25 protein-coding genes and 1 pseudogene are annotated in these 26,758 nt (G+C 71.8%); 13 read left to right on the top strand and 13 right to left on the bottom strand.

The annotated features are described in order from the left end of the window. Positions 1 to 3 precede the first annotated feature (3 nt). The 3 genes from EAD98_RS05645 to EAD98_RS05635 are packed head-to-tail and all read right to left on the bottom strand — an operon-like array spanning position 4 to position 4,010. Positions 4 to 1,089 (bottom strand): iron-containing redox enzyme family protein, encoded by a 1,086-nt coding sequence (locus tag EAD98_RS05645; RefSeq protein ID WP_121653011.1) that lies wholly within the window; start codon positions 1,087 to 1,089, stop codon positions 4 to 6. 49 nt (positions 1,090 to 1,138) lie between these two features. Beyond that, entirely contained in the window at positions 1,139 to 2,893 is a 1,755-nt protein-coding gene (locus EAD98_RS05640) for a thiamine pyrophosphate-binding protein (RefSeq protein WP_121653010.1), read from the bottom strand. Beyond that, positions 2,886 to 4,010, bottom strand: a complete 1,125-nt coding sequence (locus tag EAD98_RS05635) for a Vms1/Ankzf1 family peptidyl-tRNA hydrolase (protein WP_121653009.1) — start codon at positions 4,008 to 4,010, stop codon at positions 2,886 to 2,888. The genes EAD98_RS05640 and EAD98_RS05635 overlap by 8 nt, the downstream gene beginning before the upstream one ends. Before the next feature lie 142 nt (positions 4,011 to 4,152). Between EAD98_RS05635 and EAD98_RS05630 the strand changes: the two genes are divergently transcribed. Together EAD98_RS05630 and EAD98_RS05625 are read left to right on the top strand one after the other, a co-directional pair. Continuing rightward, on the top strand, positions 4,153 to 4,701 hold the full coding sequence (locus EAD98_RS05630) for a hypothetical protein (protein ID WP_199723301.1): 549 nt from the start codon (positions 4,153 to 4,155) through the stop codon (positions 4,699 to 4,701). Between the two features lie 50 nt (positions 4,702 to 4,751). Next, positions 4,752 to 5,612, top strand: coding sequence for an alpha/beta fold hydrolase (locus EAD98_RS05625; RefSeq protein WP_121653022.1), 861 nt, complete (start codon positions 4,752 to 4,754; stop codon positions 5,610 to 5,612). Between the two features lie 41 nt (positions 5,613 to 5,653). Here the strand turns inward: EAD98_RS05625 and EAD98_RS05620 are convergent, their stop codons facing one another. Then, positions 5,654 to 5,992, bottom strand: coding sequence for a DUF3817 domain-containing protein (locus EAD98_RS05620; protein WP_121653008.1), 339 nt, complete (start codon positions 5,990 to 5,992; stop codon positions 5,654 to 5,656). 181 nt (positions 5,993 to 6,173) lie between these two features. On the opposite strand from EAD98_RS05620, the gene EAD98_RS05615 reads away from it, so the two are divergent. Then, positions 6,174 to 7,652 carry a glutamate--cysteine ligase gene (locus EAD98_RS05615; RefSeq protein WP_121653021.1) on the top strand — a complete coding sequence of 493 codons (1,479 nt, stop codon included), beginning with the start codon at positions 6,174 to 6,176 and terminating at the stop codon, positions 7,650 to 7,652. A 7-nt stretch (positions 7,653 to 7,659) separates the two neighbouring features. Here the strand turns inward: EAD98_RS05615 and EAD98_RS05610 are convergent, their stop codons facing one another. Both EAD98_RS05610 and EAD98_RS05605 read right to left on the bottom strand, forming a co-directional pair. Continuing rightward, complete coding sequence (locus EAD98_RS05610) at positions 7,660 to 8,292, bottom strand: GNAT family N-acetyltransferase (protein WP_121653007.1); 633 nt, start codon at positions 8,290 to 8,292, stop codon at positions 7,660 to 7,662. After that, positions 8,279 to 8,620 (bottom strand): MmcQ/YjbR family DNA-binding protein, encoded by a 342-nt coding sequence (locus EAD98_RS05605; RefSeq protein WP_121653006.1) that lies wholly within the window; start codon positions 8,618 to 8,620, stop codon positions 8,279 to 8,281. The genes EAD98_RS05610 and EAD98_RS05605 overlap by 14 nt, the downstream gene beginning before the upstream one ends. 328 nt (positions 8,621 to 8,948) lie before the next feature. On the opposite strand from EAD98_RS05605, the gene EAD98_RS05600 reads away from it, so the two are divergent. Together EAD98_RS05600 and EAD98_RS05595 are read left to right on the top strand one after the other, a co-directional pair. Then, a complete protein-coding gene (locus tag EAD98_RS05600) occupies positions 8,949 to 9,869 on the top strand; it encodes an LD-carboxypeptidase (RefSeq protein ID WP_233583725.1) in 921 nt (306 codons plus the stop codon). A gap of 279 nt (positions 9,870 to 10,148) precedes the next feature. After that, positions 10,149 to 11,957 carry a hypothetical protein gene (locus EAD98_RS05595; protein ID WP_147457338.1) on the top strand — a complete coding sequence of 603 codons (1,809 nt, stop codon included), beginning with the start codon at positions 10,149 to 10,151 and terminating at the stop codon, positions 11,955 to 11,957. 35 nt (positions 11,958 to 11,992) lie between these two features. On the opposite strand, the gene EAD98_RS05590 is transcribed toward EAD98_RS05595, so the two are convergent. Then, the gene (locus EAD98_RS05590; protein WP_158609771.1) at positions 11,993 to 12,379 is read right to left on the bottom strand and encodes a DUF2267 domain-containing protein; all 387 of its coding nucleotides are present in this window, start codon (positions 12,377 to 12,379) and stop codon (positions 11,993 to 11,995) included. Between the two features lie 158 nt (positions 12,380 to 12,537). Beyond that, positions 12,538 to 13,491, bottom strand: coding sequence for a helix-turn-helix domain-containing protein (locus tag EAD98_RS05585; protein WP_121653002.1), 954 nt, complete (start codon positions 13,489 to 13,491; stop codon positions 12,538 to 12,540). A 95-nt stretch (positions 13,492 to 13,586) separates the two neighbouring features. On the opposite strand from EAD98_RS05585, the gene EAD98_RS05580 reads away from it, so the two are divergent. The 7 genes from EAD98_RS05580 to EAD98_RS05550 all read left to right on the top strand — a co-directional run bounded on the left by EAD98_RS05580 (position 13,587) and on the right by EAD98_RS05550 (position 22,480). After that, complete coding sequence (locus tag EAD98_RS05580; protein ID WP_121653001.1) at positions 13,587 to 14,606, top strand: trans-acting enoyl reductase family protein; 1,020 nt, start codon at positions 13,587 to 13,589, stop codon at positions 14,604 to 14,606. Between the two features lie 55 nt (positions 14,607 to 14,661). Then, positions 14,662 to 15,189: an RNA polymerase sigma factor gene (locus EAD98_RS05575; protein ID WP_233583724.1), complete on the top strand. Its 528-nt coding sequence runs from the start codon at positions 14,662 to 14,664 to the stop codon at positions 15,187 to 15,189. Then, entirely contained in the window at positions 15,176 to 16,378 is a 1,203-nt protein-coding gene (locus EAD98_RS05570) for a hypothetical protein (protein ID WP_121652999.1), read from the top strand. The genes EAD98_RS05575 and EAD98_RS05570 overlap by 14 nt, the downstream gene beginning before the upstream one ends. 143 nt (positions 16,379 to 16,521) lie before the next feature. After that, positions 16,522 to 19,665 carry a GH92 family glycosyl hydrolase gene (locus EAD98_RS05565; protein ID WP_121652998.1) on the top strand — a complete coding sequence of 1,048 codons (3,144 nt, stop codon included), beginning with the start codon at positions 16,522 to 16,524 and terminating at the stop codon, positions 19,663 to 19,665. Positions 19,666 to 19,742: 77 nt separating this feature from the next. Continuing rightward, positions 19,743 to 20,798, top strand: coding sequence for a glycoside hydrolase family 43 protein (locus tag EAD98_RS05560; RefSeq protein ID WP_121652997.1), 1,056 nt, complete (start codon positions 19,743 to 19,745; stop codon positions 20,796 to 20,798). Positions 20,799 to 21,070: 272 nt separating this feature from the next. Continuing rightward, positions 21,071 to 21,445: a VOC family protein gene (locus EAD98_RS05555; protein WP_121652996.1), complete on the top strand. Its 375-nt coding sequence runs from the start codon at positions 21,071 to 21,073 to the stop codon at positions 21,443 to 21,445. 99 nt (positions 21,446 to 21,544) lie between these two features. Next, positions 21,545 to 22,480: a hypothetical protein gene (locus EAD98_RS05550; RefSeq protein ID WP_121652995.1), complete on the top strand. Its 936-nt coding sequence runs from the start codon at positions 21,545 to 21,547 to the stop codon at positions 22,478 to 22,480. A gap of 37 nt (positions 22,481 to 22,517) precedes the next feature. Here the strand turns inward: EAD98_RS05550 and EAD98_RS05545 are convergent, their stop codons facing one another. The 4 genes from EAD98_RS05545 to EAD98_RS05530 form a co-directional block, all read right to left on the bottom strand. Continuing rightward, entirely contained in the window at positions 22,518 to 22,961 is a 444-nt protein-coding gene (locus tag EAD98_RS05545) for a DUF5990 family protein (protein ID WP_121652994.1), read from the bottom strand. A gap of 411 nt (positions 22,962 to 23,372) precedes the next feature. Further along, on the bottom strand, positions 23,373 to 24,008 hold the full coding sequence (locus EAD98_RS05540) for a DUF6518 family protein (protein WP_121652993.1): 636 nt from the start codon (positions 24,006 to 24,008) through the stop codon (positions 23,373 to 23,375). 273 nt (positions 24,009 to 24,281) lie between these two features. Next, the gene (locus EAD98_RS05535) at positions 24,282 to 24,917 is read right to left on the bottom strand and encodes a TMEM175 family protein (protein ID WP_199723298.1); all 636 of its coding nucleotides are present in this window, start codon (positions 24,915 to 24,917) and stop codon (positions 24,282 to 24,284) included. A gap of 58 nt (positions 24,918 to 24,975) precedes the next feature. Next, positions 24,976 to 25,371, bottom strand: a complete 396-nt coding sequence (locus EAD98_RS05530) for a VOC family protein (protein WP_121652992.1) — start codon at positions 25,369 to 25,371, stop codon at positions 24,976 to 24,978. 174 nt (positions 25,372 to 25,545) lie between these two features. Between EAD98_RS05530 and EAD98_RS05525 the strand changes: the two genes are divergently transcribed. Further along, a complete protein-coding gene (locus EAD98_RS05525) occupies positions 25,546 to 26,247 on the top strand; it encodes a DUF4396 domain-containing protein (protein ID WP_121652991.1) in 702 nt (233 codons plus the stop codon). Positions 26,248 to 26,266: 19 nt separating this feature from the next. On the opposite strand, the pseudogene EAD98_RS05520 reads toward EAD98_RS05525, so the two are convergent. Then, a pseudogene (locus tag EAD98_RS05520) lies at positions 26,267 to 26,758 on the bottom strand (XRE family transcriptional regulator); the annotation flags it as partial.

Here is a 26,758-nt window from a genome sequence, read left to right as displayed (position 1 = left end):
CGGTCAGGCGACGCCGGCCAGCGGGCCTGCGGCGGGGGTCACGGTCGCGGGCAGCGCGACGGTCAGCGCTGCCGGCGCCCGCAGCGAGGTGCGCCCGGCGGCCCAGCTGTCCAGCAGGTGCGCGGCGAACAGCCGGTCCACCGCCAGGGCAGCCGCCGCCCCGAAGAGCACGTCGTCGGCCAGCGCCGGCTCGGCGCGGACCAGACCGCCGCACAGGTCGTGCGCGGCGATCTGCTCGTGCACCGCGTCGGCCTCGACGTGCTCGTCGTAGAAGCGGGTGGCCACCTCGTCCAGGCCGAGCCGGCGCAGCCCGTTGCCGTACCGGCGGTTCGGCACCGACGAGGTCATCTCGAAGGCGGCCAGGTGACCCAGCAGCGCGCCACGCAGGCGTCGGTGCAGCCCGAACAGGGACATCAGGTTGTTGGTCGCCAGCGTCACCGCGGGCACCGCGTCGAGGTGGGCGCCGTAGCCGGTGTCCATGCCCAGCCGGTCGAGCGTGCGCCGGAACAGCTCGGCGTGCATCCGGTCCAGCCGGCCGTTGCCGTACTCGTCGGTCTGGATCTCCACCAGGGCGGCCTTGGCCGGGCCGCCGAGGCGGGGCAGCGCCCAGCTGTGCGGATCCGCCTCCCGCAGGTGGTAGACCGAGCGGTGGGCGACGAACTCGCGGAACTGGGCGAGGTCGGCACGTCGCTGGAGGGTCGCCGCCAGTGGAGGCCCGTCGTCGGCCGCGACCAGCTCGGCCAGGCCCGCCGCCACCCCGGCGGGCGGCAGGGGCGGCGGGGCGGCCAGCCGACGCAGCGCCGCCTCGAAGGGCCGCTCCGCACGGGACCGCAGGGCCAGCAGCGTCGGCTGCCACTCCCAGCCCTCGTCCACCCCGCACCAGCCCCGGTAGTGCAGCTCGTAGCAGAGGAACAGGGTGAGCTGGAGATCCTCGTCGACGAGCGGGTCCGCCGGGTCGAGGTCGGCGCCGAGGCCCGCCGGTAGATCGTGCGGCGGACGTCGCAGGGCCCCGACCACCGCCGCGGAGAGCGAACCACGCGGTTGCGGTAGGGGCGCGGGACCGTATCGACGGTCGACGGGCTCCAGCATGTGACCTCCAGCCTTCTCGGGCCGCTACTGATGCCCTGGCGGACCACGCCTAAACGAGGCCCTCCGCGTTCACGGTCAGCTCCACCTGCTCGCGGACCCGCCGGGCGGCCTCCCCGTCGGCGTACAGGCCGCGCAGGTCGGCGAACGCCGGCTCCGGCGGCGCCAGCGGCACCGCGGCGTCGACCACCGCCTCCAGCACGCACGGGCGGTTCGCGGCGAGCGCCTCGTCCCAGCCCGCACCCATCAGCTCCGGGCGGTCCACCCGGACGCCGTGCAGTCCGAGCAGCCGGGCCCAGCCGGCGTACGGCACGTCCGGGCGCCTCGTGGCCGGGTCGGCCGACGTCTGCCGCCCGCCGCCCATGCCGGACTGGTCGCGGTTGTTGAGCACCAGCACCACCAGCCGCGGATCGCGCCACTCCTGCCACAGGTGCGCGACGGTGATCAGCTCCGCGAGCCCGTTGAGCTGCATGGCGCCGTCGCCCATCAGCGCGACCACCGGCTGGTCGGGGGCGGCGAGCTTGGCGGCCACCGCGTACGGCAGGGCGCAGCCCATCGAGCCGAAGGTGCCGCACAGCTGCGCGTTCACCCCGGGTGGCAGGACGAGGTGCCGGGCGTACCAGTAGAGGACCGAGCCGACGTCCACCGCGACCGCGCCGACGGACGGCAACCGGGTGGACAGCTCCTGGAGCACCAGCTGCGGGTTGACCGGTTCGGCCGGCGCGGCGGCCCGGTCGGCGGCGGCCGACCGCCACCGGTCCACGGAGCTCTCCACCGTGGCCCGCCACTGCTGGTTGGGCCGGTCGGGCACGCGGGCCAACAGGGCCCGCAGCGTCTCGGCGGCGTCACCGACGAGCGGCACGTCGGCCGGGTACCGGGTGCCGATCCGCCGCCCGTCGATGTCGATCTGCACGGTGCGGGCCTGACCGGGCATCGGGAAGTAGTCGGTCCACGGGTCGTTGGTGCCCACCATCAGCAGCGTGTCGCAGCCGCCCATCAGCTCGGCGGCTGCCGAGGTGCCGACCTCGCCGAGCACCCCGGCGTGAAAGGGCAGCCGCTCGTCGAGCACCGGCTTGCCCAGCAGCGAGGTGGCCACTCCGGCGCCGAGCCGGTCGGCCAGCTCGGTGATCTCCTGGGCCGCGCCCCGGCCGCCCTGGCCCACCAGGATCGCCGTGCGCCGGCCGCTGCCGAGCAGCTGCGCGGCCGCGTCGAGGTCCATGTCGTGCGGCAGCACCCGGGCCAGCGGCACGCCCGGGGTCGCCGAGATCACGCCGACGGATTGCGGTTGCAGGTCGGGCACCACGGCCTCCTGCAACTGCCGGGGCAACACCACGCAGGTCGGGCTGCGGGTCGCCGCCGCCGTGCGGAACGCCTGGTCCAGCAGCGCGGGTACGTCCTCGGGCCTGCGGCCGTACTGCACGAACTGGTTGCACACGTCGCCGAAGAGCCGGCTGAGCCCGATCTCCTGGTGTGCGCCGCCGAGCGGCCCGGAGATGTCCTCGCCGATGATCGCCACCACCGGCGTGCTGTCCAACTTGGCGTCGTAGAGGCCGTTGAGCAGCTGCACCGCGCTGGGTCCCTGCGTGGCCAGGCAGACTCCGATGCCGCCGGTGAACTTGGCGTGCCCGGTGGCCATGAACGCGGCGGTCTCCTCGTGCCGGGCCGGTACGAACGCCGGGTCGCCGCCCGTGCGGTCCAGCGCATCGACCAGCGGGGCGATCGCCGCGCCCGGATAGCCGAAGGCGCGCGGCACCCGCCAAGCCAGGAGCCGCTCCACCACCAGGTCGGCCACGCTGCGCTCAGCCATTGCCGCGCCCGGGCGTGCTGGCATCGACGTACCGCAGCACCGCGCCGACGCCCTCGGTCAGCTCGGGCGCCTCGTCCGGGCCCAGCACGGTCAGCGCCGCGTCGGTGCCGACCAGCGCCCGCACCAGCGCCGCGTCGGCGCGGACCCGTTGCGGGTCGTCCACCGACATCGCGGCCAGCTGACCCGGGTCGACGGCGATCTCGGTCGGCTCCGGCCCGATCCACAGCTCACCGTTGGCCGACGGATCGTCCACGATGAGCATGGTGTCCACCTGGTTGCGTTGCAGGGCTCCGACGACCGCGTCGAGCCCGGCGCCCACGTCCTCCTGCACGCCGAACCGGTCGAGGGTGGCGCTGATCCGCTGGTCGGCGACCTCCGCGATGGTCTGCACGGTGAGGTCGTCCAGCAGCGTCTGGTCGGCGCCGCCGGCCCGCGAGCCGGCATCCGTACGCACCATCAGGTCCTGCCAGCGCTCCGGCATCTGAGCCGCGATCATGCCGGTGGCCCGTACGTCGCCGGCGATCACCACCACCTCCGCCCCCACCTTCTCGGCCAGCTGGACGGTCGCCGCGGTGACGTCGCCGGCGTTGTGGTGCCAGGCCTCCATGGCGGCCTTCTGGTAGATGTCCTGGGACCAGCCGCCGGGCTGCGGTTTGCGCAGCGGGAAGGTCTCCCGGCCGACGACGTGCGCCCGCCGGGGCACTCCGCCGGCGCTGATCGCGATCGCGTCGGCGCCCGTACGGTCGGCCAGCACCCGCACCCACGCCACCTGCTCGCCGCGCTGGGCGAGCAGCGGCATCACGTGCGGCAGTGGCGCGTAACTGGCCAGGTCGCTCAGTGGTGGGGCGGAGAGGTACTCGGAGAGCACCACCCGGCCCCGGGTGGCGAACAGCGCGATTCCGTAGTCCCCGACCATCGGGTCGTGGCCACGGATCACCCGGTCCAGCGCGGCGACGGTCGCCTCGTCCGCGCCCTGGTCGGTCAGTTGACGCGCCAGGGCACGCCACCGTAGTGCCAGCGCCGCGTGGGCGTCCTCCGTGTCGGCGGAGGCGTCCAGGTACACCGAGCACCACGGCCCGGGTCGGTCGTAGAGCGGGCGCAGGAAGGACAGCTGCATGCTCGACCCCTTTCCAGCTCGGCCCCCCGCTTACCCGGGTCGCCCGGGATGTCACCTCGCGGCCGTGAGCCCGTGACCAGGTTTCATTCACGTCGTTCAACCGAAGACGCCGATACGATGCGTGAACGGAAGCGGACTCTCGGTGGTGGAGATGGACAGCGGACTCGATACCCGACGGATCGTGCACCCAACGGAACGGATCGTCACCGGGCGGCTGGTCCGCCTGCTCGACGGCTACACGCGCGAGGTGCGCATCGGCCAGCCCGTGCTGGTCGCGGTGCTCGCCGCGGCCGCGTTCGCCGCGCTCCCCGCCCTGCTGCTGCGCTCGCTCTTCGCCGCCGGGGGCGGCGGCACCCGGCGGCGGTGGAAGGAGCTGAAGAAGGGGCCGGAATACCTGGTCACCCCGGTGCGGCTGCGCAACACCGCCGGCCAGCTCTGCGAGGTCGAGCTGCACGGCCACCTGCCGCAGAGCGCCCTGCACCCGGCCGACCAGGTCCAGCTCACGCTGCGCCCGCAACGCGACCCGGAGCTGCCGCCCCGCATCGAGCGGATCGTCAACCTCACCACCGGGCAGCTGCTCACCCCGCGTACGGCGACGCTCTGGTCGCATCTCGGCCCGCCGCTGCTGTTGCAGGCGGTGCTGGGCGCGCTGCTGCTCACCGGCGTCGCGGCCTGCTCCGCGCTGACCTGACCGGCGGTGTCCGGGTTTCCCGGCCCGCCCGGGTGGGCACCGGCACCGGCATGTTTCCCGGATTCACCCTCGAAGAGATCGACGTCGGCCCGGTACGCCTGCGGGTACGCCACGGCGGGACCGGCTCGCCGGTGGTGCTGCTGCACGGCCATCCCCGTACCCACGCCACCTGGCACCGGGTGGCGCCGCTGCTCGCCGAGCGGCACACGGTGATCTGCCCCGACCTGCGCGGGTACGGCGGGTCGACGAAGCCGGCAGAGACCGCCGACCACTCGGCGTACGCCAAGCGGGCGATGGCCCGCGACGTGGTCGCGCTGCTCGACGCGCTCGGCCACGAGCGGGCCGCGGTGGTCGGCCACGACCGCGGCGCGTACGCGGCGATGCGCACCGCGCTGGACCATCCGGACCGGGTCAGCCGGCTCGGTGTGCTCGACGGGGTGCCGATCGGGGCCGCGCTGGCCAGCTGCGACGCCCGCTTCGCCGCCCGCTGGTGGCACTGGTTCTTCCTCGGCCAGACCGACAAGCCGGCGGAACGGGTGATCAACGCGGATCCGGACGCCTGGTACGGCGGCTCCCCCGCCGAGATGGGCGAGGAGGCGTACGCGGACTACTCCCGGGCGATCCACGACCCGGCCACGGTCCACGCGATGTGTGAGGACTACCGGGCCGGCCTCGGGCCGGACCGGGCGGCCGACGACGCGGACCGCGCCGCCGGGCGGAAGATCGGTTGCCCGGTGCTGTTCGTCTGGTCCGAGCGCGACGACATGGTGGAGCTGCACGGCGACCCGGCGGCGATCTGGCGGGAGTGGGCCGACGACGTGCGGGCGACCTCGGTCGACTCGGGCCACCACATGGCCGAGGAGGCGCCGGAGGCACTCGCTGCGGTGCTCGCCGACTTCCTGGCCGACTGACCGGTCAGCGCGGCCGGTGGCGGCTCAGTGCGACGTGCCGCTCAGCCGACCGGGGCGGGCTCGCGGGCCGGTCGGCGGGCGGTGTCGAGCATGCCCCGACGGCGGGCCCAGCGCTCGTAGATCAGGGTGGCGAACGGCGGCACCGCGCAGGCCAGCGCCACGACCGTGGCCGGCAGGCTCCACCGCTGCAACCGGGCCACGGCGAGCACCAGCAGGGCGTACGCGATGAACAGGCCGCCGTGGATCGGGCCGAAGATCTTGACGCCCAGCTCGTTCTCCGGCGGACCGTACTTGACCACCATGCCGACCAGCAGGGCCAGCCACGAGCACGCCTCGGCGATCGCCGCCGCGACGAAGAGCCGGGTCACCTTCTCACGCATTCCCACGCCACCACCTCTCGAGCGGCAATGCTAGCGGTGCGGGGCGGTCGCGCCGGTGCGGACCACGCGGGCGCGACAGGGATCACCGGGCGCACAGCTGGGTAGGAAGGGACCATCGGGTCTTCCCCGCCCGCTCGACACGTGCGAGGTTAGGGGGACCAGCGGTGACAGGGTGGTGACCATGGGCGAGGATGTCGGCGTACGCACCTTCAGCCGGGAGGACCGGGCCCGCTACCGGGACAAGGTTCGCCGTTGCCTGGACGTCTTCGCCGAGATGCTGCGTGAGTCGCGGTTCGACATCGACCGCCCGCTGACGGGGCTGGAGATCGAGCTCAACCTGGTCGACCAGGAGTCGATGCCGGCGATGCGCAACGCCGACGTGCTGGCGGCGATCGCCGACCCGAGTTTCCAGACCGAGCTGGGCCAGTTCAACATCGAGATCAACGTGCCACCCCGCCGGCTGACCGGGAGCGGCACCGCCGAGTTCGAGGAGAACGTGCGGGCCAGCCTCAACGCCGCCGAGGAGAAGGCCCGGGCGATCGGCGCGCACATGGTCATGATCGGCATCCTGCCGACGCTGCGTCCCGAGCACCTGACCGCCGAGACGCTCTCGCACAACCCCCGGTACGCGCTGCTCAACGAGCAGATCTTCGCCGCCCGGGGCGAGGACCTGCCGATCGCCATCAGCGGGGTGGAACGGCTGGCGGTCACCGCCGACACGATCACCCCGGAGGCGGCCTGCACCAGCACCCAGTTCCATCTCCAGGTCAGCCCGGCCCAGTTCGCCGACTACTGGAACGCCGCCCAGGCGATCGCCGGCATCCAGGTCGCCCTCGGCGCGAACGCGCCGCTGCTCTTCGGCCGGGAGCTGTGGCGGGAGACCCGCATCCCGCTGTTCCAGCAGGCCACTGACACCCGGTCCGAGGAGATCAAGGCGCAGGGCGTACGGCCGCGGGTCTGGTTCGGCGAACGCTGGATCACCAACGTGTTCGACCTGTTCGAGGAGAACGTCCGCTACTTCCCGGCGCTGCTGCCGGTGTGCGCCGCGGAGGACCCGGCGCAGGCGTTGGCGGCCGGTGAGGTGCCGACGCTCGCCGAGCTGCGGTTGCACAACGGCACCGTCTACCGGTGGAACCGGCCCGTGTACGACGTGTCGCGCGGCCGGCCGCACCTGCGGGTGGAGAACCGGGTGCTGCCCGCCGGGCCCACCGTGCTGGACACCATCGCCAACGGCGCCTTCTATTTCGGACTGGTCCGGGCCCTGGCCGAATCCGACCGGCCGTTGTGGTCGCAGATGTCGTTCAGCGCCGCCGAGGAAAACTTCACCAGCTGCGCCCGGTACGGCATCGACGCGCAGGTCTTCTGGCCCGGTCTCGGCTATCTGCCGGTCACCGAGCTGGTGCTGCGCCGGCTGCTGCCGTTGGCGCACCACGGCCTGGACCGGTGGGGGCTCGATCCGGGCGAGCGTGACCGGTTGCTCGGCATCATCGAGCAGCGCTGCCTGACCGGCCGCAACGGCGCGACGTGGCAGGTGGAGACGCTGCACCGGCTGGAGTCCGCCGACCACCTGGACCGGCCGGCGGCGCTGCGCGAGGTGGTGCGGCACTACGTGACGCTGATGCACAGCAACCGGCCGGTGCACGAGTGGCCCATCCCCTAGGCGGGCGTCACTCCCCCGGTCCGTCCCAGGGTGACGGGTCGTCGCGCAGCCGGCTGTAGAGGTACCCGTCGCGCCACCGCCCGGCCCGAAACTCGCAGGCCCGCACGACGCCTTCGAGCTGGAAGCCGGCCTTCTCCAGCGACCGCTGCTCGGCGACGTTCTCCGGGTGGGTGCCGGCCTGGATGCGCTGCGCCGGGCTGTGCTGGAAAAGGTAGTCGCAGAGCAGCGCCTGGGCTCGCCAGCCGATGCCGCGCCCGCGCCACGCCGGCAGCAACACGATCCCGATCTCCCAGTACGACGCCCTGCCGCTGTAGCACCCGGAGACGTAGCTGACCAAGCCGGCGGCGGCCTGGTCCGGCTCGACCTGGACGATGAGCCGCCCGTCGTCGGCGCCCAGCCAGCCGTCGGCGGCGAACCGCCGCGCCGGGGCGCCCGGGTCGCGGAAGCCGGACCAGTCCAGCCCGATCAGCCCCGGCTCGGTGCAGAACCGTCGGAACATCTCCAGGTCGGCCTCGGCGACCGGCCGCAGTCGCACCGTGGGTTCCCCGCCCGCGTACGGCGCGCCGGGCGTTGACTGTCGCTCGTTCTCCACCTCGGTGGCGGCGGGGACGACGTGGCCGGGGCCGTCAGCGGTTGTCATGCGCGGCGACCAGGCGCTTCGGTGCCCGGTTGCGCCAGGCGTGCTCGATCAGCTCCCGCATGCGCTCCTCGGTGACCTTGCACAGGTCGACGCGGAGGCCGACGAAGATCCGGCCGTTCCGCCACACCTCCTCGTAGATGTCCGGCTGGTCCGCGGCCGCCGTGCTGGCCTCCGCCTGCCCGACACAGACGATCGCGTGCGCGTCGCCCCTCTCCAGATGAGCGAGGAGCTTGTCCGCGACGCGGAAGCCGGGCAGCCGGAAGTGTGGCTTCTCGACGACCTCCGGCAGAGCCATCGCGTAGCTACGGAGGTCAGCCAGCCTGATCATGGGTCGAGGACTCCTCGTCGTCGTCGCGGTGGTCGAACCCGTGCTGACGTCAGGTTACGGGTGGCGAGGCCGCCGGCGCTGCATCACACGTCCCTTTTTGGACCCCCACGGCCATCGACGCGTGTCGTAGGCTGGTGCGGCGCGGACATCGATGTCGATGAGGGGACCGCCTGTGAGTGCTTCCGGAACAGACCGCACCTCCACGTCCGGGGCCCTCGCCCTGTCCCGAAGGCAGGCGCTGGGTGTCGGGGTCGGCGCCGCCGGCGCCGCGGTGCTGGCCGGCACGGCCGAGGCGGCGTCTGCCGCACCCGGCGGTCCAAAGCGCGCGTTGCGCGCGCCGGTGCTGGTCCCCGGTGACCGGGTCCGGGTCGTGTCGCCCGGCGGCACTCCCAACCCGGACAACATGGCCCGCGGTGTGGAGATCCTGCGGAGCTGGGGCCTGGAGGTCGAGCTGGGCACGCACGTCTTCGCCAGGTACGGCTATCTGGCCGGCACGGACGCGCAGCGGCTGGCCGACCTGGACGCCGCGCTCAACGACCCCGGGGTCCGTGGTGTCTTCGCCGCCCGTGGCGGCTACGGCACCCAACGGATCGTCGATCGGATCAGTGTGGCCGGGCTCCGTCGCGACCCCAGGGTGGTCGTCGGGTTCAGTGACATCACCAGCATCCACGGCCGGCTCTGGCGCGAGGCCGGGCTGGTCACCTTCTACGGCCCGATGGTCAACTGGAGCGACAGCCGCACCGGCCCGGAGTCGGCCGAGTCGCTTCGCCGAGCGGTGATGACGACCGCACCCGTCACCATCGCCCGGGACCCTGCCGAGACGGCGGCGCCCGTGCTGGTGCCGGGCCGGGCGACGGGCCCCCTGCTCGGCGGTTGCCTCACGCTGATCTCCACGTCGCTGGGCGCCGCGGACGCCCCGAAGTTCGACAACGCCATCCTGTTCTTCGAGGACGTGGACGAGGCGCCGTACAGCATCGACCGGATGCTGACCGAGTTGCGCCGGGTGGGTGTGCTGTCCCGGGTCGCCGGGGTGGTCATCGGGCAGATCACCAACAGCGTCGGCGGTCCGACCGAATGGGACGCGGCGGCGGTCCTGAAGGACCGCCTCTACGACCTGGGCGTACCGGTCCTCGGCGGGCTCCGGCTGGGCCACGGCAACGGGCAGCTCACCGTTCCGCTCGGGTCGCGGGCCACGATCGACGCCGTGGCGGGGACGCTGACGGTGGAGCCGGGAGTCCGTCCCCGGTAGCCGGCGCAGCGCCGGCTGGTCCGAGCCGTCGTGCGGGGCTCGCCGGTGTGCGGGTCCGGGGGCGATGTCCCCGGTGAGCGTGATACCTCAGAGTCATATTTATGACTCACAGTCATGTCCCCTACGAGTACGCCCGCCCGCGGCGACCGCCGGGGCAACAGCCCGGTCGTCGACCTGGCCGATCTCGCGGACGTGTGATGGGGCGCGGCACGGCCGTCTTCCGTCCGAGCCGCGTCGTGGCGCGGGCCGCTCGCGTACCTGTCGTTGATGATGGGTGCCATGACGTCAGTGGGCGCGCAGCGGGTGCGGGATTCGAACGGCGCGACGCACAGTCCGGTGGAGCAGCGACTGATCGAGTCCGTCGCCCGCGGCGAGGTGCTGGATCTGGCCGGTGACGGGCCGGTCGGTGTTGCGGCGATGCGGTCCTGGGGCGACGACCGGACGATCTCCGCTTCGGTCATCCGTGACCTGGTCCGCGGCCGGCTGGTCGACGAGCCCGACCCGCACGGCCTGCGGCTGCGCGGAGCACGGATCGCCGGCCAGGTCGATCTGGAGAACATCGCCAGTGAGCTGGCGCTGGAGCTGCGCGACTGCCTCCTGCCCAGCGGCGTGAACCTTCGCAACGCCCGGCTGGCAGCGGTGGCCCTGACCGGGTGCCGCATCGAGCAGGCGCCCGGTTCCGCGGACGCGGCGCTCGACGCCACCCGCTGCACCACGTGGGTGCTCGCACTCGACGGGAGCACGGCCACCGCTGATGCCGCCGCCGGCACCGTTCGGCTCGCCGCCGCACGCGTCGGCACGTTGGACTGCCGCGGAGCGCGGTTGGACAACAGCTCGGGCCCCGCCCTGGACGCCGACGGCCTCCGGGCCGACCAGAGCGTGTTCCTCAATGACGGGTTCGCCGCCAGCAGTCCCAGCGCACGCGGCACCGTCCGGCTGCTCGGCGCCCGCATCGGCGGGCAGCTCAACTGCCGTGGGGCACGGCTGGAGAACACCGCCGGACCGGCGCTCAACGCCGACAACCTCCGGGTCGACCAGGACGTGCTGCTGTCGAACGGCTTCACCGCCAGCAGCGCCAGCGAGCAGGGCACCGTCCGGCTGCTCGGCGCCCACATCGGCTCGTTGAGCGCCGGCGGTGCGCGGCTGACGAACACCGCCGGACCGGTCTTCGACGGCGACGTCCTCACGGTCGACCGGGACGTGGCCCTGGACGACGGTTTCACCGCCACCAGCACCAGCGAGTGGGGCACCATCGGCCTGGCCGGCGCACACATCGGCGGAATCCTGGCCTGCGGCGGCGCGCGACTGGAGAACACGATCGGCCCCGCCCTCGACCTCAGCAGCGCTCGGGTCGATCAGGACGTGCTCCTGGATGATGGATTCGACGCCACCAGTGGTGGTGACGAGGTGGCGGTGCTGGCGCTGGCCGGAGCGAGGATCGCCGGCGGTCTCCGCTTCGACGCCGATCGGATGACGCGCACGGCGCGCGGTCCGGGGCCGCTGATCGAACTGGACGGGCTCACCTACAGCGGCCTGCCGCGCCCCGCGTCACTGCCGGGCTGGTTGACCCTGCTGCGCGAGCACACGCCCCGTTACAGCGCCCAGCCCTACCAGCACCTTGCCGCCGCCTACCGGGCCGTGGGCCACGACCGCGACGCCCGCACCGTCCTCATCGCCCAACGCCGCGACCAGATCCAGCGCGCCGGGCTGACCGTCGCCGAACGAGCGTGGGGTCGTCTCATCGGCATCACCCTCGGCTACGGCTACCAGCCCTGGCGTGCCCTGCTCATGCTCCTCGCCGCACTGGCGCTCGCCGTCACACTCAGCGTCATCGGCGGCCACCACGGCGGCCTCGCGCAGAAGCCGGTGACCAGCGCTGCCGCCGCCTGCACGACCATCGACCAGATCGGTGTCGGCCTCGACCTCGGCACCCCACTGCTCAGGACCGGCGCCCGCGACCGCTGTCAACCCACCGACGCCGCTGCCGGTCAGATCCTCACCATCGCCGGCTGGATCCTGCAACTGCTCGCCTGGAGCTTCGCCACCCTCTTCATCGCGGGCTTCACCAGCGCGGTCCGCAAGACCTGACCTGCGCGGCCTGCGGGCGCGGCTTTGCGGGATGCTCAGCCGCGCGGAGTGGGAACTCCGAAGAGATCGGTGATGCCGCCGGGAAGCTGCGCGAGCAGGTCGTGACGCTGGTCGTCGTCGAGCGCCTCGGCCACCGTACGCAACACCGCCTGGGCGTGTTGACGTACCTGGTCCGCGTTCGCGACCTGCTCCCGGTCACCGACGTGCTTCAGGAACTCGCCGACGTCCCACCGACGGCCCTGCGGGTTACGGGTGACCGACGCGTCCAACCCCTCCGGTAGCTGTGCCGCGAGGTGGTCGGCCTCCTGTCCGGCGAGTCGTTCGCCGAGCACCGACAGGACGGCCTGGATGGACCGCACGGCCTCGTTCTCGCCGAGGTCCGCGCGCTTCCGTACCGTGGCGATCATCTGCTCGTACTCCATGACCCGCTCCTTCCGTCTTCTCGGCCGGCCGTCAGGCCTGCCGGCGGACGAACGGGGCGAGTTCCCAGGCTCCCTGACCGCAAACGGGCTCACCCGTCGACCCGGACACCCGGCCGTCGGGCGGCAAGGACCGCACATCTCGCCGCGAACCATGCGGATCAGCCGGTCGAGGATGCGGCGCTGCGGAAGGTGCGGCGGTAGGTGTCCGGAGGCACTCCGACGGTGCGGTGGAAGTGTCGGCGCAACGTCGCCGCGGTTCCCATGCCGGCCGCCTCGGCGATGGCATCGATGCTGTCGTCGGTGTTCTCCAGCAGCTCCTGCGCCCGGCGGATCCGCTGCGTCGACAACCAGTGCAGCGGGGTGGTGCCGGTCGCCGACCTGAAGTGGCGGGCCAGGTTGCGCGAACTCATGTTCGCCTTGCGGGCCAGGTCCTCGACGGTCAACGGTCGGTTCAGCCGTTCCAGCGCCCAGGGGAACAGGTTGGCGAGCGGATGGTCGTCGCGGGCGGGCACCGGGGTGGTGACGTACTGGGCCTGCCCGCCGGCGCGATGCGGCGGCACGACCAGGCGGCGTGCGACGGCGTTGGCGACCGTCGAGCCGTGGTCGCGGCGAATCAGGTGCAGGCACAGGTCGATCGCGGCGGCTTTGCCGGCGGAGGCGAGCACGGTGCCGTTGTCGACGTAGAGCACGTCCGGGTCGACCTGCACCCGGGGATAGCGGGCTGCCAGCGCCTCGGTGTGGGCCCAGTGCGTGGTCGCGCGCAGCCCGTCGAGCACCCCGGCGGCGGCCAGCACGAACGCACCGGTGCACAGCGAGACCATCCGAGCGCCCGCCTCGGAGGCCGCGCGGACGGCGTCTAGCAGCTCGGGTGGCACGTCCGCGTCGATGTCCTCCACGGCCGGGATGATCACCGTGTCGGCCCGGGCGAGCCGGTCCAAGCCGCCGTCCGGCTCCATCCGGAACCTGCCGATCCGGACCGGGCCCGGGCCGCAGACTGCCACGTCGTACCACGGGTCCGCCTGGCCGGAGGGATCACGGACGAAGACCTCGCAGGCCATGGCGAGCTCGAAGTGCAGCATTCCGTCGGTGGCGGCGATCGCGACAGTGGCCATGTCCGAAAGTGTACGGGGCATGGCGTTCCCGACACTGGTCCGAGGCTCACCGCTGCGGGAGGCTCTTCTCAGTCGATCTTCGAGGGGAACGTCAAATGAGTCGGAACGTTGCGGTCTTCGGTGCGTACGGGCACACCGGGCGGTTCGTGGTGACGGAGTTGCGCGATCGCGGGTTCGTCCCACTTCTTGTCGGTCGCGACGAGGACAGGCTCCGGGCGTTGGCGGCCTCGGGGCTCGACCACCGGGTGGCTTCGGTCGACGATCCGGCCTCGCTCGACCGGGCGTTGAAGGGCGCGGCCGCGGTCGTCAACTGCGCCGGCCCGTTCGCCTCGACCGCGGCCCCCGTGATCGAGGCCGCACTACGCGCCGGGATCCCGTACGTCGACGTGGCCGCCGAGATCGAGGCCAACGTCGACACGTTCACGCACTTCACCGACCGCGCGCGGGCTGCCGGCGTCGCGGTGGTTCCGGCGATGGCCTTCTTCGGCGGACTCGGCGATCTGCTGGTGACGACGGCGATGGGGAACTGGACGGCGGCCGACGAGGCGCACGTCGCGTACGGACTGAGCAGCTGGCACCCCACGGCCGGGACGCTTGCCGCCGGCGCCGTCTCCCGGGAGCGGCGCGACGGTCGGCGTGTCCGCTACACCGGTGGCCGGCTGGACTACGTCGACGCGAGTGACCTGCCGAGGCTGGAATGGGACTTCCCCGCTCCGCTGGGCCGCCGGCCCGTCCTCGGGGAGTTCACGATGGCCGACGTCGTCACCGTTCCCAGTCATCTGTCCATTCCCGAGGTACGCACGTACATGACCACCGACGCGGCCCGGGACCTGGCCGCTCCGGGCACACCCGCTCCGACGGCGGTCGACGAGCTCGGCCGATCCGCGCAGACGTTCATCGTCGACGTCGTCGTGCGATCCGGCGACACGCGGCGACGCGTCGTCGCCAGCGGCCAGGACATCTATGCCATCAGCGCACCCCTCGCCGTCGAAGCGGTCCATCGCATTCTCGGCGGCCGGACGAGGACGAGCGGCGTCGCCTCCGCCGGCGCGATCTTCGACGCGCCCGACTTCCTCCGCGCGCTGTCCCCGCACATCACGCTCGACATATTCTGACCGGCCACCGGAACCTTCTCCCCCGCCCGTTGGTGGGACTGGTGGAAGAAGGGGGGTGGCAGTGTCCGACGGTGAACTGATCTCCGAGCTCTACGCCGGCTCTTTCCGGCGCCTGGTGGTCCAGCTGTACGCGGTGACGGGCGACCTGAACGAGGCACAGGAGGCGGTCCAGGAGGCGTTCACCAAGGCGCTGACCGCGCCCCGGCGCTTCGCCGAGCTGGAGAACCCGGAGGCGTGGCTGCGCCGGGTCGCGGTGAACGTGGCCCGCAGCCGGTTTCGGCGTCGGCGCGTACTCGATGGGCTGTTGCGTCGGATCGGCCCGCCGCCGGCCGTCGCCGACCACTCGCCGGAGCACCTGGCCCTGCTCGCCGCGTTGCGCGGGCTGCCCGAGGGGCAGCGGCAGGCCCTGGCCCTGCACTACCTCGTCGACCTGCCGGTGGACGAGGTCGCCGCCACGTTGGGCGTCTCGGCCGGGACGGTGAAGTCCCGGCTCTCCAGGGGGCGGACCGCCCTGGCGGCGCTGCTCACCGACTCCGACGCCACCGACACCACGGAAACCGGGAGGATCGATGCTCGCTCGTGAGTTCTCCGGGTTCGACGTGGAGACGATCGCCGAGGCCGTCCGGCAGCCGCCCCTGGACGAGTTGCGCTCCACGGCCCGCTTCCGCAGGCAGCGGTCGGTGGCGGTGGTGGCGACCGCCCTGCTCGCGCTGGCCGGCGTGAGCGTCGTGCCGCTCGTGGCGAGGCCGGACCGGGCCACGCCGGCGCGGCCGGCGGAACCGTCGCCCCGCCCCAACCAGTTGAGCGACTTCACACTGACCGGTCCCGACTCCGGTGTGGACGTGCGGCAGAACGACTGCATCCTGCGGTTCGTGGTCACCGACGACCGGGGCCGGAGCTGGTCGGACTGGGACGCGGCCCGGTTCGAGGGCGCCAGATGCGCGGCCAATCCCACGCCGACGGCGGGCGATCTCGAGTTTTCCGTGCTCAGCGACCGGTCCTACCTGGTCAGTGACAGGGGATACTCCCGCCTCTCCACGGACTACGGCCGAACCTGGCGGGAAGCGAACGAGGCGATCGTTGCCGTTCCCACGTTCCCGGCGACGGCCCGGCCGGTCTTTTGCGGGTTCGGCTGTGGAGCGCTACAGGAGGCGCTGGCGGTGGATCCGTCGACCGGGACCGTGTACCGGTTGAGCGGCAAGGCGCCGTCGTGGCGTCCGCTCGCTAACCTCTACCCCAGCCCCGACGGCACGATCTGGGCGGCGTACCAGACGCCGAGCCCCTCCGGAGCGACCGTCGCCCGTAGCTCCGACCGGGGCGCGACCTGGACCACCTGGGAGGTGGGTGAGGACGGCTACGTGATGGCGATCGTGGGGGTCGACGACCGGGAAGGTTACCTGCTGACCCAGAGGGCGGGTGGCGGGACGCGGCTGCTCAGAACGGCGGACGGTGGGAAGACCTGGACCGACACCGGCGCGGACCTGCCGGTCCGGACGCACTGGGACCTCACGGTCGGGTCCGACGGGTCCCTGCTGGCGATCACGCCGAGCGGTGGCACCGGGGCCGAAGGCCGCGCGACGCTGCTGGTCAGCAGGGACGACGGGCGGCACTTCACAGTCGCCCGGGAGTACGGGACGGCCGTCGGATCAATCAGCGTCGCCCCCGGGTACGCCTGGCTCTTCGGCCCGGACGACGGGTCGACGGGTGAGCCGGACCATTTCCTGCTCACCACGGACGCGACCAGCTGGACGCGTTTCACGCTCGCACCCTGAGCGGGACCGGACGTGTGGCGGTCGCACCGTCACACGTCCGGGCCATTGACAGTCTCCTCATCGGGGGCCTACACAGGAGTTCGACGCTCATCTATGACAACGATGTCATCCGGGTGTCGCCACCTCGAAGGAGGGTCCGCCTCATGCCCCGATCAGGCCCGTCCCGTCTGCTCAGCCTGCTGGCGACTGCCATCACCGGCACGTCCGTCCTCGTCGCCGTCACCGCGCCCGCCGCCGCGGCCCCGCTCAACCTCACCTCGTACGTCAACCCGTTCATCGGCACCGACGACAGCAACGCGCCGAACCCGGTCGGCGGAGGCGCCGGCGGCAGCACCGTTCCCGGCCCAATCCAGCCGTTCGGAATGGTGCAGCTCAGTCCGGACACCCCGACCGCCTCACCGTCGGGGTACCGGTTCAGTGACACCCAGATCGAGGAGTTCAGCCTCACCCACTTCAACGGGGCGGGCTGCGCCAACAACGAGGATCTCGGCATCCTGCCGATCACCGGCGCCCTCGGCTCCTCGCCGGGCACCGCCTGGACGTCGTACCGCGCCACCCAGAACAAGAGCCAGGAACAGGCCCGGCCCGGCTTCTACCAGGCGGTGCTCAGCAACTACGGCAACACGAGGGTCGAGGCCTCGGCCACCACCCGCACGGCGGCGCTGCGACTGACGTACCCGGCCACCACCAGCGCCCGCGTGCTGATCAACCCCAGTCGCAGCGCCACCGGCAGCCGGGCCGGCTCGCTCGCGATCAACGGCTCGACCGTGACCGGCAGCGTCACCGGTGGTGGCTTCTGCGGCAGCTCGAAGACGTACCAGATCTTCTACCGGATGGAGTTCGACCGCGCGCCGAGCGGCACCGGCACCTGGCTCGGTGGCACCGTCACCGCCGGCGGCACCAGCGTCAGCGGCACCAACTCGGGCGGCTACCTCACCTTCGACACGTCCAGCAACGCCGTCGTGCAGGCCAAGGTCGGCATCTCCTTCGTCAGCCAGGCGGGCGCCGCCGCCAACCTGGCCGCCGAGCAGTCCGGCTTCGCCTTCGACACCGTGCGCGCCAACGCCGACGCGCAGTGGAACGCCGTGCTGAACCGGATCCAGGCAACCGGAGGCACGGCCGCCGACCTCCAGAAGTTCTACACCGCGTTGTACCGGGTCTTCATCAATCCCAACATCTCCACCGACGTCAACGGGCAGTACCGCGGGTTCGACAACGCCATCCACACCGCGAGCCACCCCGTGTACCAGAACTACTCCGGGTGGGACATCTACCGCTCGTGGGCGTCGCTGATCGCCTACCTCGCGCCGCAGGAGGCCGCCGACATCGCCAAGTCGATGGTGCTCGACGGCCAGCAGGGCGGCCTGCTGCCGAAGTGGTCGCACAACCACAACGAGGCGTTCGTGATGACCGGCGACCCCGGGCCGATCATCGTGGACAGCCTCTACCAGTTCGGCGTCCGTGACTTCGACACCGCCGCGGCCCTGGCGCTGATGAAGAAGAGCTCGGCAGGCGGCACCACCCAGGGTAGCCCGATCCGGGGCCGGCAGAGCGGCTACGTGCAGCGCCAGTACATCGACGGTGACCCGTCGGACTCGTTGGAGTACTCGGCGAGCGACTTCGCGGTCGCCCAGTTCGCCCGCGCGCTGGGCGACACCGCCACGTACAACACGCACATGGCGCGCGCCCAGTGGTGGCGCAACACCTTCAACACCGAGTCCGGCTACGTGCACCCGCGCAACGCCGACGGCACCTGGCCCTGGCCGCTCGACCCGGCGAGCCAGTCGAACTTCGTCGAGGGCAACGCCTCGCAGTACACGTGGATGGTCCCGTACAACTTCGCCGGCCTGATCAACCTGATGGGCGGGCGGCAGACCGCGATCCAGCGGCTGGACCACCACTTCACCCAGACCAACGGCGGGCAGTCACAGCCGTACTTCTACATCGGCAACGAGCCGGAGCACGGCGTGCCGTGGGCGTACCACTTCGCGGCGGCGCCGGCCGGCACGAGCGCCGCCGTACGCCGGATCATGAACGAGTCGTTCACCACCGGCCCCGGCGGCCTGCCCGGCAACGACGACCTCGGCGCCACGTCGGCGTGGTTCGTCTGGTCGGCGCTCGGCATGTACCCGCCGACGCCGGGTGCGGACACCCTCGCGCTGCACGGCCCGCTCTTTCCCTCGATGCTGGTCGACCGGCCCACCGGCGACCTGCAGATCACCGCTCCCGCCGCCGGGCAGGGCAACCAGTACGTCCAGGGCCTGTCGGTGAACGGCACGTCGACGCAGCGGCCCTGGCTGCGGTACGCCGACATCGCCGCCGGCGGCACCCTGTCGTACGCGATGGGCGGCGCGCCGTCGGCCTGGGGCACCAACCCGGCCAACGTCCCGCCGTCGTTCAACGACGGGTTCACCCCACCGCCGGCGGCCCCGGAGCTGGGCACGAACCTCGCCGCCGGCAAGCCCGCCACCGGCTCAGCCGCCTGCAACAGCACCGAGGGCCCCGACAAGGCGTTCGACGGCAGGCTCGGCAGCGCCAGCAAGTGGTGTTCGCTGGCTGCCGGAACGAAGACCCTCCAGGTAGACCTGGGTGCCAACCAGACGGTGCGCTCGTTCGTCGTCAAGCACGTCGGACTCGGCGGTGAGACCACCGGCTGGAACACCGCCGACTTCACCATCCAGACCAGCACCGACGGCGCCACCTGGACGACCCGCGCGACGGTGACCGGCAACCGGTCCAGCCGCACCTACCACCCGATCGGGGCGGTCACCGCCCGCCACGTCCGGCTCGCGATCACCACCCCCACCAACAACGGCAACAACGCGGCCAGAATCAACGAGTTCGAGGTGTACGGCGGCGCGGCGGCGACCAACCTCGCGCTGAACCGGCCGGCCGTCGCCGACTCCCAGTGCGCGAGCACCGAGGGGCCGGAGAAGGCCGTCAACGGCAGCGCCTCGGGCGGCAACACCGACAAGTGGTGCTCGACCGGCGCCAGCAAGTTCCTGCGGATCGACCTCGGCGCCACCCGCTCGATCACCAGCATCCGTGTCCTGCACGCCGGGGCGGGCGGCGAGAACCCGGCCTGGAACACCCGGGACTTCGACCTCCAGGTGTCCACCGACGGCACCGTCTGGACGACCGTGGCGCCGGTCCGGGGCAACACGGCCGACGCCAGCGAGCATCCGGTCTCGGCCAGTGGCCGGTACGTGCGGCTGAACGTGCTCACCCCCACCCAGACCACCGACCAGGCCGCCCGCCTCTACGAAGTGGAGGTGTACGGGTCCTGAGCACCACCGGGGTGGCCGCCTGAGCCGCTCAGACGGCCACCCCGCCCCGCCCCACCGAGCGCAGGGAGCACACCACCGTGAACGTTCGCATCCTTCCCGCCGTACTGGCCGTCGTGCTCGCCGTCGGGTTGTCCACCGCCGGCGCCGTGCCGGCGGCGGCCGGGCAGACCAGCCTGCGGGCCGCCGACCCGAGCGTGATCCGCGTCGGCGGCACCTACATCTCCGTCCAGTCGCTCAACGGCGGCATCGCCGTCCGCCAGGCGGCGTCGACCGACGCGCTGGCCGCCGCACCGGCACGACAGGTGTGGTCGGACACCCGCAACCTGGGCGAGGTCTGGGCTCCGGAGATCGTCACCGACGGCGGCCGCTACTACATCTACTTCTCGGCCGGGCGCGGCCCCGCCCACCGCATGTACGCGATCAGCTCGGCGTCGCCGGCCAGCGGCTACACGACCGAGCGGCAGCTTGCGCTGCCCGGCGGCAAGTGGGCCATCGACGGCACCCTGTTCACCTTCAACGGCCAGCGGTGGTTCGTCTGGTCCGGCTGGGCCGGCGACACCAACGTCGAACAGAACATCTACCTCAGCCGGATGAGCGATCCGCTCACCCCGACCGGCAACCGGTTCATCATCTCCCAGCCGCGGGAGAGCTGGGAACGTGTCGTCGGCAACCCGTACATCAACGAGGCACCGGAGGCGATCAGGGACCCCAACGGGCAGCTCCACATCGTCTACTCCGCCAACGGCAGCTGGAGCAACCAGTACTGCCTCGCCGACCTGCGACTGCGCGCCGGCGGCGACCCGACGTACGTGTGGGACTGGTACAAGTCGAACGGCTGCCTGTTCGGCTCGAACCGGGCCACCATGATGGCCGGCTGGGACCCCACCCTGCACGTCGACGGCCCCGGCCACCACACCTTCGTGCTGCTCAACGGCGACATCGCCACGAGCCCGCCGGCCGGGCCGAGGTTCCCCCTGATGTTCCACGCCGTGCCCAAGGGCACCCCGTACAGCTGGGCCAACCGCTACTGGTACACCGGCACCTTCTGCTGGTGGGGCAACACCACCTACCGCCGCGCCAACGTGCCCGGCCCGACGACGGACACCGGGTTCAGCATCAGGTTCTTCGAGTGACCGGTACGCCGCAACGGCCGACGCCGACCAGCGTGGCAGGGACGCGGCGTCGGCCTTCGCGGCCGCCGTGTTACCGTTCGGTCGCGCCCCAGATGGGCCTACCCCCCGGAGGTTGTGGCTACGTCAGCCGCCACGCCGAGATCAACACGACGTACGTGTGTCTCGCGCGGAGTCCGGGGCGTCGGCGCCCTCGGGGCTTTGTTCTTCGGTGCGGTTGATGGACGCCGCGGGCTTCCGGCCGGGTCTTCGGATCGACCGGGAAGACGGTACGGATGACAGTCACGTTCAACCACACCATCATCGCCACGAAGGACAAGAACGCGTCGGCCGCGTTCTACCGGGAGCTGTTCGAGCTGCCCGAGGCACCATCGTGGGGGCCGTTCGTCAACGTCCTGCTCGACGGCGGTGTGCTGCTCCAGTTCGCCGAACCGCCGGTGGACATCCAGATGCAGCACTACGCGTTCCTCGTCGACGACGAGCTGTTCGCACGGTGCCTGGCGCGCATCGAGGAGCGTGGCATCACGTACTGGGCCGACCCGCAGATGAAGCGGGAGGGTGAGACCAACACCGAGCACGGCGGGCGCGGGTTCTACTTCTTCGACCCGGCGGGGCACGCCATCGAAATCATCACGCGACCGTACCTGTAGCTGGTCCCGACCACCGCTGGATCAGGTCCCTCCCGCGGGGGACGGACTTCCCCTGCGGGCGGGGGCCGCCCGGGCCGGGGCGTCGGAAGGATCGGGTGCATGACGCCATCGGCATCGATCGCTCGCCGGAGCGGCCACGGCCTGACGTACGCGGTGCTCGGCTGGGCCGTGGCATACGGGGGCGTACGTCTGGCGTGGACCGTCGGTGAGGCTCCGGATTTCGGCAGGTTCGGAACGGATCTGCTCGGTTTCACGGGCTGGCGGTCGGTGGCGTTATGCGTGGCCGCGGGTGGTCTGGCGGTTGCTCTGGAGCGGGTGACCACGTGGCGGCCGGCGCTCGCAGGAGCCGCTTGGACGGTCGTCGGGGCACTGATCGCGGCAGCAGCCATCCTCCTGCCGGAGTTGGTGGGCTTCCTGCTGTTCACGGTCGGCCCGTACTTCGACCCGCTGGCGTTCGCCAGCCGGCTCGGTTGTGTCACCGGAGCGGCCCTGCTCGGCGTGGCCACCGCCCGCTATCAGCGGCGCACCCGGGGCGACTGTCCGGACTGCTGCCGGACCGTCCGACCGGGTTCGCGGCGCTCAGCACCGGCGCGGTGGGCACGCTGGGCCGCGTACGCCGCGGTGGCCGGCCTCGTCGCCCGCTTCGCGGCCCAGGCCGTGGTGGGATTCGACGGTCTCACGCAGGACGCCTCCATCATCGGGTTGGAGATCGGCCTGGTGCTGGCAGGAGTCCTGTTGCCGCTGGCCCTGGTACACCGCTGGGGCGAGATCTGGCCGGGGTGGGTGCCGCTGCTCGCCGGCCGCACGATCCCTCGGCTGCTGTTGCTGGTGCCCGGCTTCGGGCTCGGGGTGGGCATCGTCGCCTACTTCGGCATGGGGTTGGTGCAGGTGTCGTCGGGATCGGTCAGCGAGTTCTCCGACGCGTTCCTCTGGGTGGCGATGTCGGCGTACTGCGTCCTGGGGCTCGGGCTGATCGCGGCGTCCAGCGACTACCACCTGCGCACCCGCGACGCGTGCCGGGCCTGCGGCCGGTGACCGGCTCAACGGCGGAGGCCGTGTCACCGTCCGGTGGTCACTCCACCGACCAGGCGACGGCGGGAGGGCGCACCCGAGCGCACAGCGGCCCGCCGGTGGCATCGGTCAGGCCGACCCGGCCGACCAGCGTTCCGTTGCCCTCGTGTGCGGCGCGCAGCAGCTCGGTCGGGATGTCCGTGAACATCAGTTTCGCCCGCCGGAACATCGCGAAGCCGTCGTCCGTCACCGCGCCCCAGCTCAGATACAGGAACCGCGCTCCGGGGCGCCCATGCACCCAGGGCCCGCCGACGTCCAACGCCCCGTCGATCTCCCGGCTGGACACCTCGAAGGACCAGGTCGCCGTCGCCGCGTCGGCCGGCACCTGATCAACCACCTCGGCCTTGCGCTGGACCCCGACGTGCACGTTGCCGAGCCGCAGCGCGTCGGCTTCCGCACCGGCCCGCCGCCCCGGCAGGTCGCTGCCCTCGATCCGGATCCGCACTCCACCGACCCTAGTACGGCAGTGTCGTTCGATATTCCGCTGCTGGGAACGGGTGACGTGGCGCGATTGTCCTAGGGCTGCGTGCTCGTTGGCGGGGTGCTGGGCGCCAGGGCTCGCCGCGAGACGGATCCGGGGGGCATGTCCCAAGTGAGCGTGATACCTCACAGTCATATTTATGACTCACAGGTATATCCCCAACGACCACATCCACCCGCAGCGGCCTTGGCCGCGGCCAGCGCAAAGACCGGCGTCCGCGACATCTCACCAGCGCGGTTCGCAGACCTGACCCACACGCTGACCTGGTCCGCCGACGGCGGCCCTGTGGGTTACGGGTGACAGGCGCGTCCGGCCGCTCCGGTACCTGTGCGGCAGCCGCCGTTCGAGATTCCGCTGGCGGGAGTGCGGCGGGCCCTACCAACCGGCCGACGAGACGGTCCCGCCGGCCACCGCGAAGCTCACCAGAATCGCGCCGGCCAGCGGCACGGCCACCGCGACGGCGAGCGCCCGCCGACGAAGCGACCCGCCGGTCAGCGCCACGATCAGCAGGCCCAGCGCGAGGTCGATGGCCACGTTCCACCACGCGCCGGACGGGTAGTCGGGGTCGGTCGCCTTGCCGGCGAACCGGGCCGCTTCCTCGAAGAACACGGCGGCGGGCAGCGCCATCCCGACGATCTGCCGCCACCCCGCGCCGCGCGCCCAGGTGCCGGCGGTGCCGAAGACCACTCCGGCGAGTACGCCGAAGAACATCCAGACCAGCGACGTCGGTGCCCAGAGCACGGCGAGGTCGTCGCCTTGCAGGAGTGCCGCCGCGAGGTAGTAGCTGGGCACCGCGACGACGAGCAGGAATGCGGCGCCGAGTGCGGAGCGCAGCCGCCCGGACCGCACCCAGTACCCGAAGAAGAAGGCGGCGACCGCCCAGGTGGCGGTGGAGTTGCCGAGTTCTGCCAGGGGAAACGGCAGCCACTTGATCCAGCAGAAGTCGAGAAAGCCGAGCAGGAATCCGCCCAGCAGGGAGGCGAGCGCCACCGTGCGGTCACCAGATCGCATGGCCGCAGAGCATACCGAGTATGCCCTGACCGACCTGGTCGGCCCCTCGTCCGCACGACCGGCCCTGGTGATGTTGTCGGTACCGGCGCCCGGCCTCGCGCCAGACGCCGGTACCGGTCAGGTCAGGCCCGGCCGAGGTGGCGGGACAGAAACGTGTCGTCCACCCCGACCCAGCAGCACCACGTGCGAACTGCGTTCACGGGCTTCACCTCGTCGGTCGGGCCAGGGATCTGCGGGCAAACCATCGACCCGGCCGCGACGCCGGCCAGTCATTCAACCGTTGTCGTCCTCGCCGTACTCGCCGCGGATGGGTAGGTAGTAGGCGGGCAGGAAGCCGGCGATGATGACGACGCCCGCGATCGGCACGAACGCGCCGACGAGGATGCCGGAGCCGATCCAGAGCAGCGCGAGGGCGAATCGGCGGCCGATGGCCCGGGCGGCGAAGGGGCCGAGGCTGGGATCCAGCAGTTCGGCGCGGCGGAGATGGGCCCACGTGACGTTGAACAGGGCGGCCGCCGTCCACAGTGTGCTGCCGTAGACGACGACCGCCGTACGTAGGCCCTCCTCCGCGCGCAACGCGCCGGCGAGGAGCGACGTGGAGAACGGCAGGAACGCGATGACCATCAGGAGCAACGTGTTGAAGAACAAGACCCGGTGGTCGACGTGCCGGACGCGGTCGAACATGACGTGGTGATTGACCCACACCTGCCCGATGAGCAGGAAGCTCAGCGCGTACGCCAGGTACGACGACCACAGCGCCCCGAGGCCCCGCAGGAGGTGCCCGAAATCTGCCGGCGGTTGGATCTCCAGCACGAGGAGCGTCACCGCGATGGCGAAGACAGCGTCGCTGAAGGCCACCAGCCGGCCCGGACCACGCGCGAGCCGCGGGGTGTCGCTCTTGGAACGCATGCCCCAAGTATGCTATTTGTCCGCTTCCGCCGTGCTCGACCGCGGCCCGCGCGCCGGCCTAGTTCTGCGGTGCCAGGGTGCGCACGACGCAGAACTCGTTGCCTTCCGGGTCCGCCATGACCACCCAGCTCCGGCCCGCGCCCTGGCCGACATCCGTCCTGGTGGCGCCGAGGCCGAGCAGTCTGGTCACCTCGTCCTCGGTGCTGCCGTCGATCGGGCTGACGTCGAGGTGCAGCCGGTTCTTCCCGGCCCTGCCCTCGGGCACCTGGATGAACACCACGGTGGGCGGCATCTGGCGGGCCCGCACATCCTCGACGGTCGGCACCCAGGAGCCGATTTCGACCTTGCCCTCACCCCGGTCGATCACCTGGAAATCCAGGACCTGGCACCAGAAGGCAGCGAGCCGCTCCGGATCGTGGCAGTCAACGGTCAACTCGGTGAACCTACTTGTCACGACTCTCCCCGATAGTGTGAGCAGGGCTCAAATCATGTCGCCCGTTCGACAGCGCGAGGCTTCGCGCGTCGGCCAGTATCACCTACACGCCCTCGGTCGTTTCACACCGGTCAGCGGTCCCCCACGTCCGGCTACGGAAGGCGCATCGGCGCCCAGCGTGCGGAAGGGGCAGGAATGCAACCGACCTGGCTCCTGGCGCTTTCGTGGGCGTCGCTCGCGGTTGGATTCATCAGCCTTGCGACTGTCGTTGCCGACACCTATCTTCGCGGGCACCGCCAGCCGGTCAAGATCATGGAACTCGTCTGGCCGGTGACCGTCCTCTACATCGGCCCGGCAGCCGTCCTGCTCTACTGGAACTGGGGTAGGCCCGAGGCATTCTCGCGACCGCAGCACGAAGATCCGCTCCGAAGGCCCCGGCGGGGCATTCTCGCCACCAACGTGTCTCGCTGCGGCGCACATTGCGCTCTCGGCTTCGTCGTCGCCGAGGTCGCCCTGTACGTCATCAGATCCGAACCTGGTCACAAGACGCTGTGGGTCGATTACGCCGGCGACTATCTGACGGCGGTGGCGATAGCTGTTCTCTTCCGATACTTCGGCGCGACGGGTCGCGGCGTCACGAAGATCTGGCCCGCACTGTCAACCGTCGTCAAGGCCGAACTGCTGACCATCACCGCCTTCGAGTTCGCGCTGTTCGCCTGGCTGACGCTGGCGCATCACATCGTCTTTCCGGAGCCACTCATGCGAGCCAACAACCCAACATTCTGGTTCTCGGGCCAGATAGGACTGGCAGCCGGCTTCATCGCGGCGTGGCCCACCGCCTCCTGGCAGCTCGGCCGAGGGGTCAAAATGGAACCGAGCCGACGTCCCTACCGGTAGGTGAGGGCACGATTTCCGGTCAGCGGGTGAGGCCGACCAGCGTCGCCAGTCGCGCCACGCCGGCCGGCGCCGGGTGACCCCGGGCAACTTCCGCGATCACGGTACGCGCCAGAGGCCGGCACCGGACCTCCGCCGGCGCAACGCTGTCCGCGTCCACGAGGGCGCGTGCGGCGCCGCGCAGGTCACCAACCTGGAGGTACGCCCGAGCGGCGTCCACCAGGTACGCGCCCCGATACTCGGCCGGCAGCCGCCGCCACGCCTCCCGCCGGATCACCGTCACGTGCCGCTGCACCGCCTCGGCGGCGTCACCCCGCAGGACCGCCACCACCACCCGCGCCAGGTCCACGGCGATCGGCCCGAAGCTGGTCCGGTGCGGGTCGTCGTACCCCCGGAGCTGGGCGGCGATCCCCGCGGCCCGGTCGGTCAGCTCGTCGGCGCGGCGGGTGTCACCGCAGCCGGCGGCGGACAGGGCGGCCTGGAGCAGCAGCGTCCCACCCACAGCCCACTCCCC

Source organism: Micromonospora sp. CV4 (genome assembly GCF_003667455.1).
GTDB lineage: Bacteria > Actinomycetota > Actinomycetes > Mycobacteriales > Micromonosporaceae > Micromonospora.
Note: the sequence above shows the minus strand (reverse complement) of the source record. Positions and strands in the feature narration are given on the sequence as shown.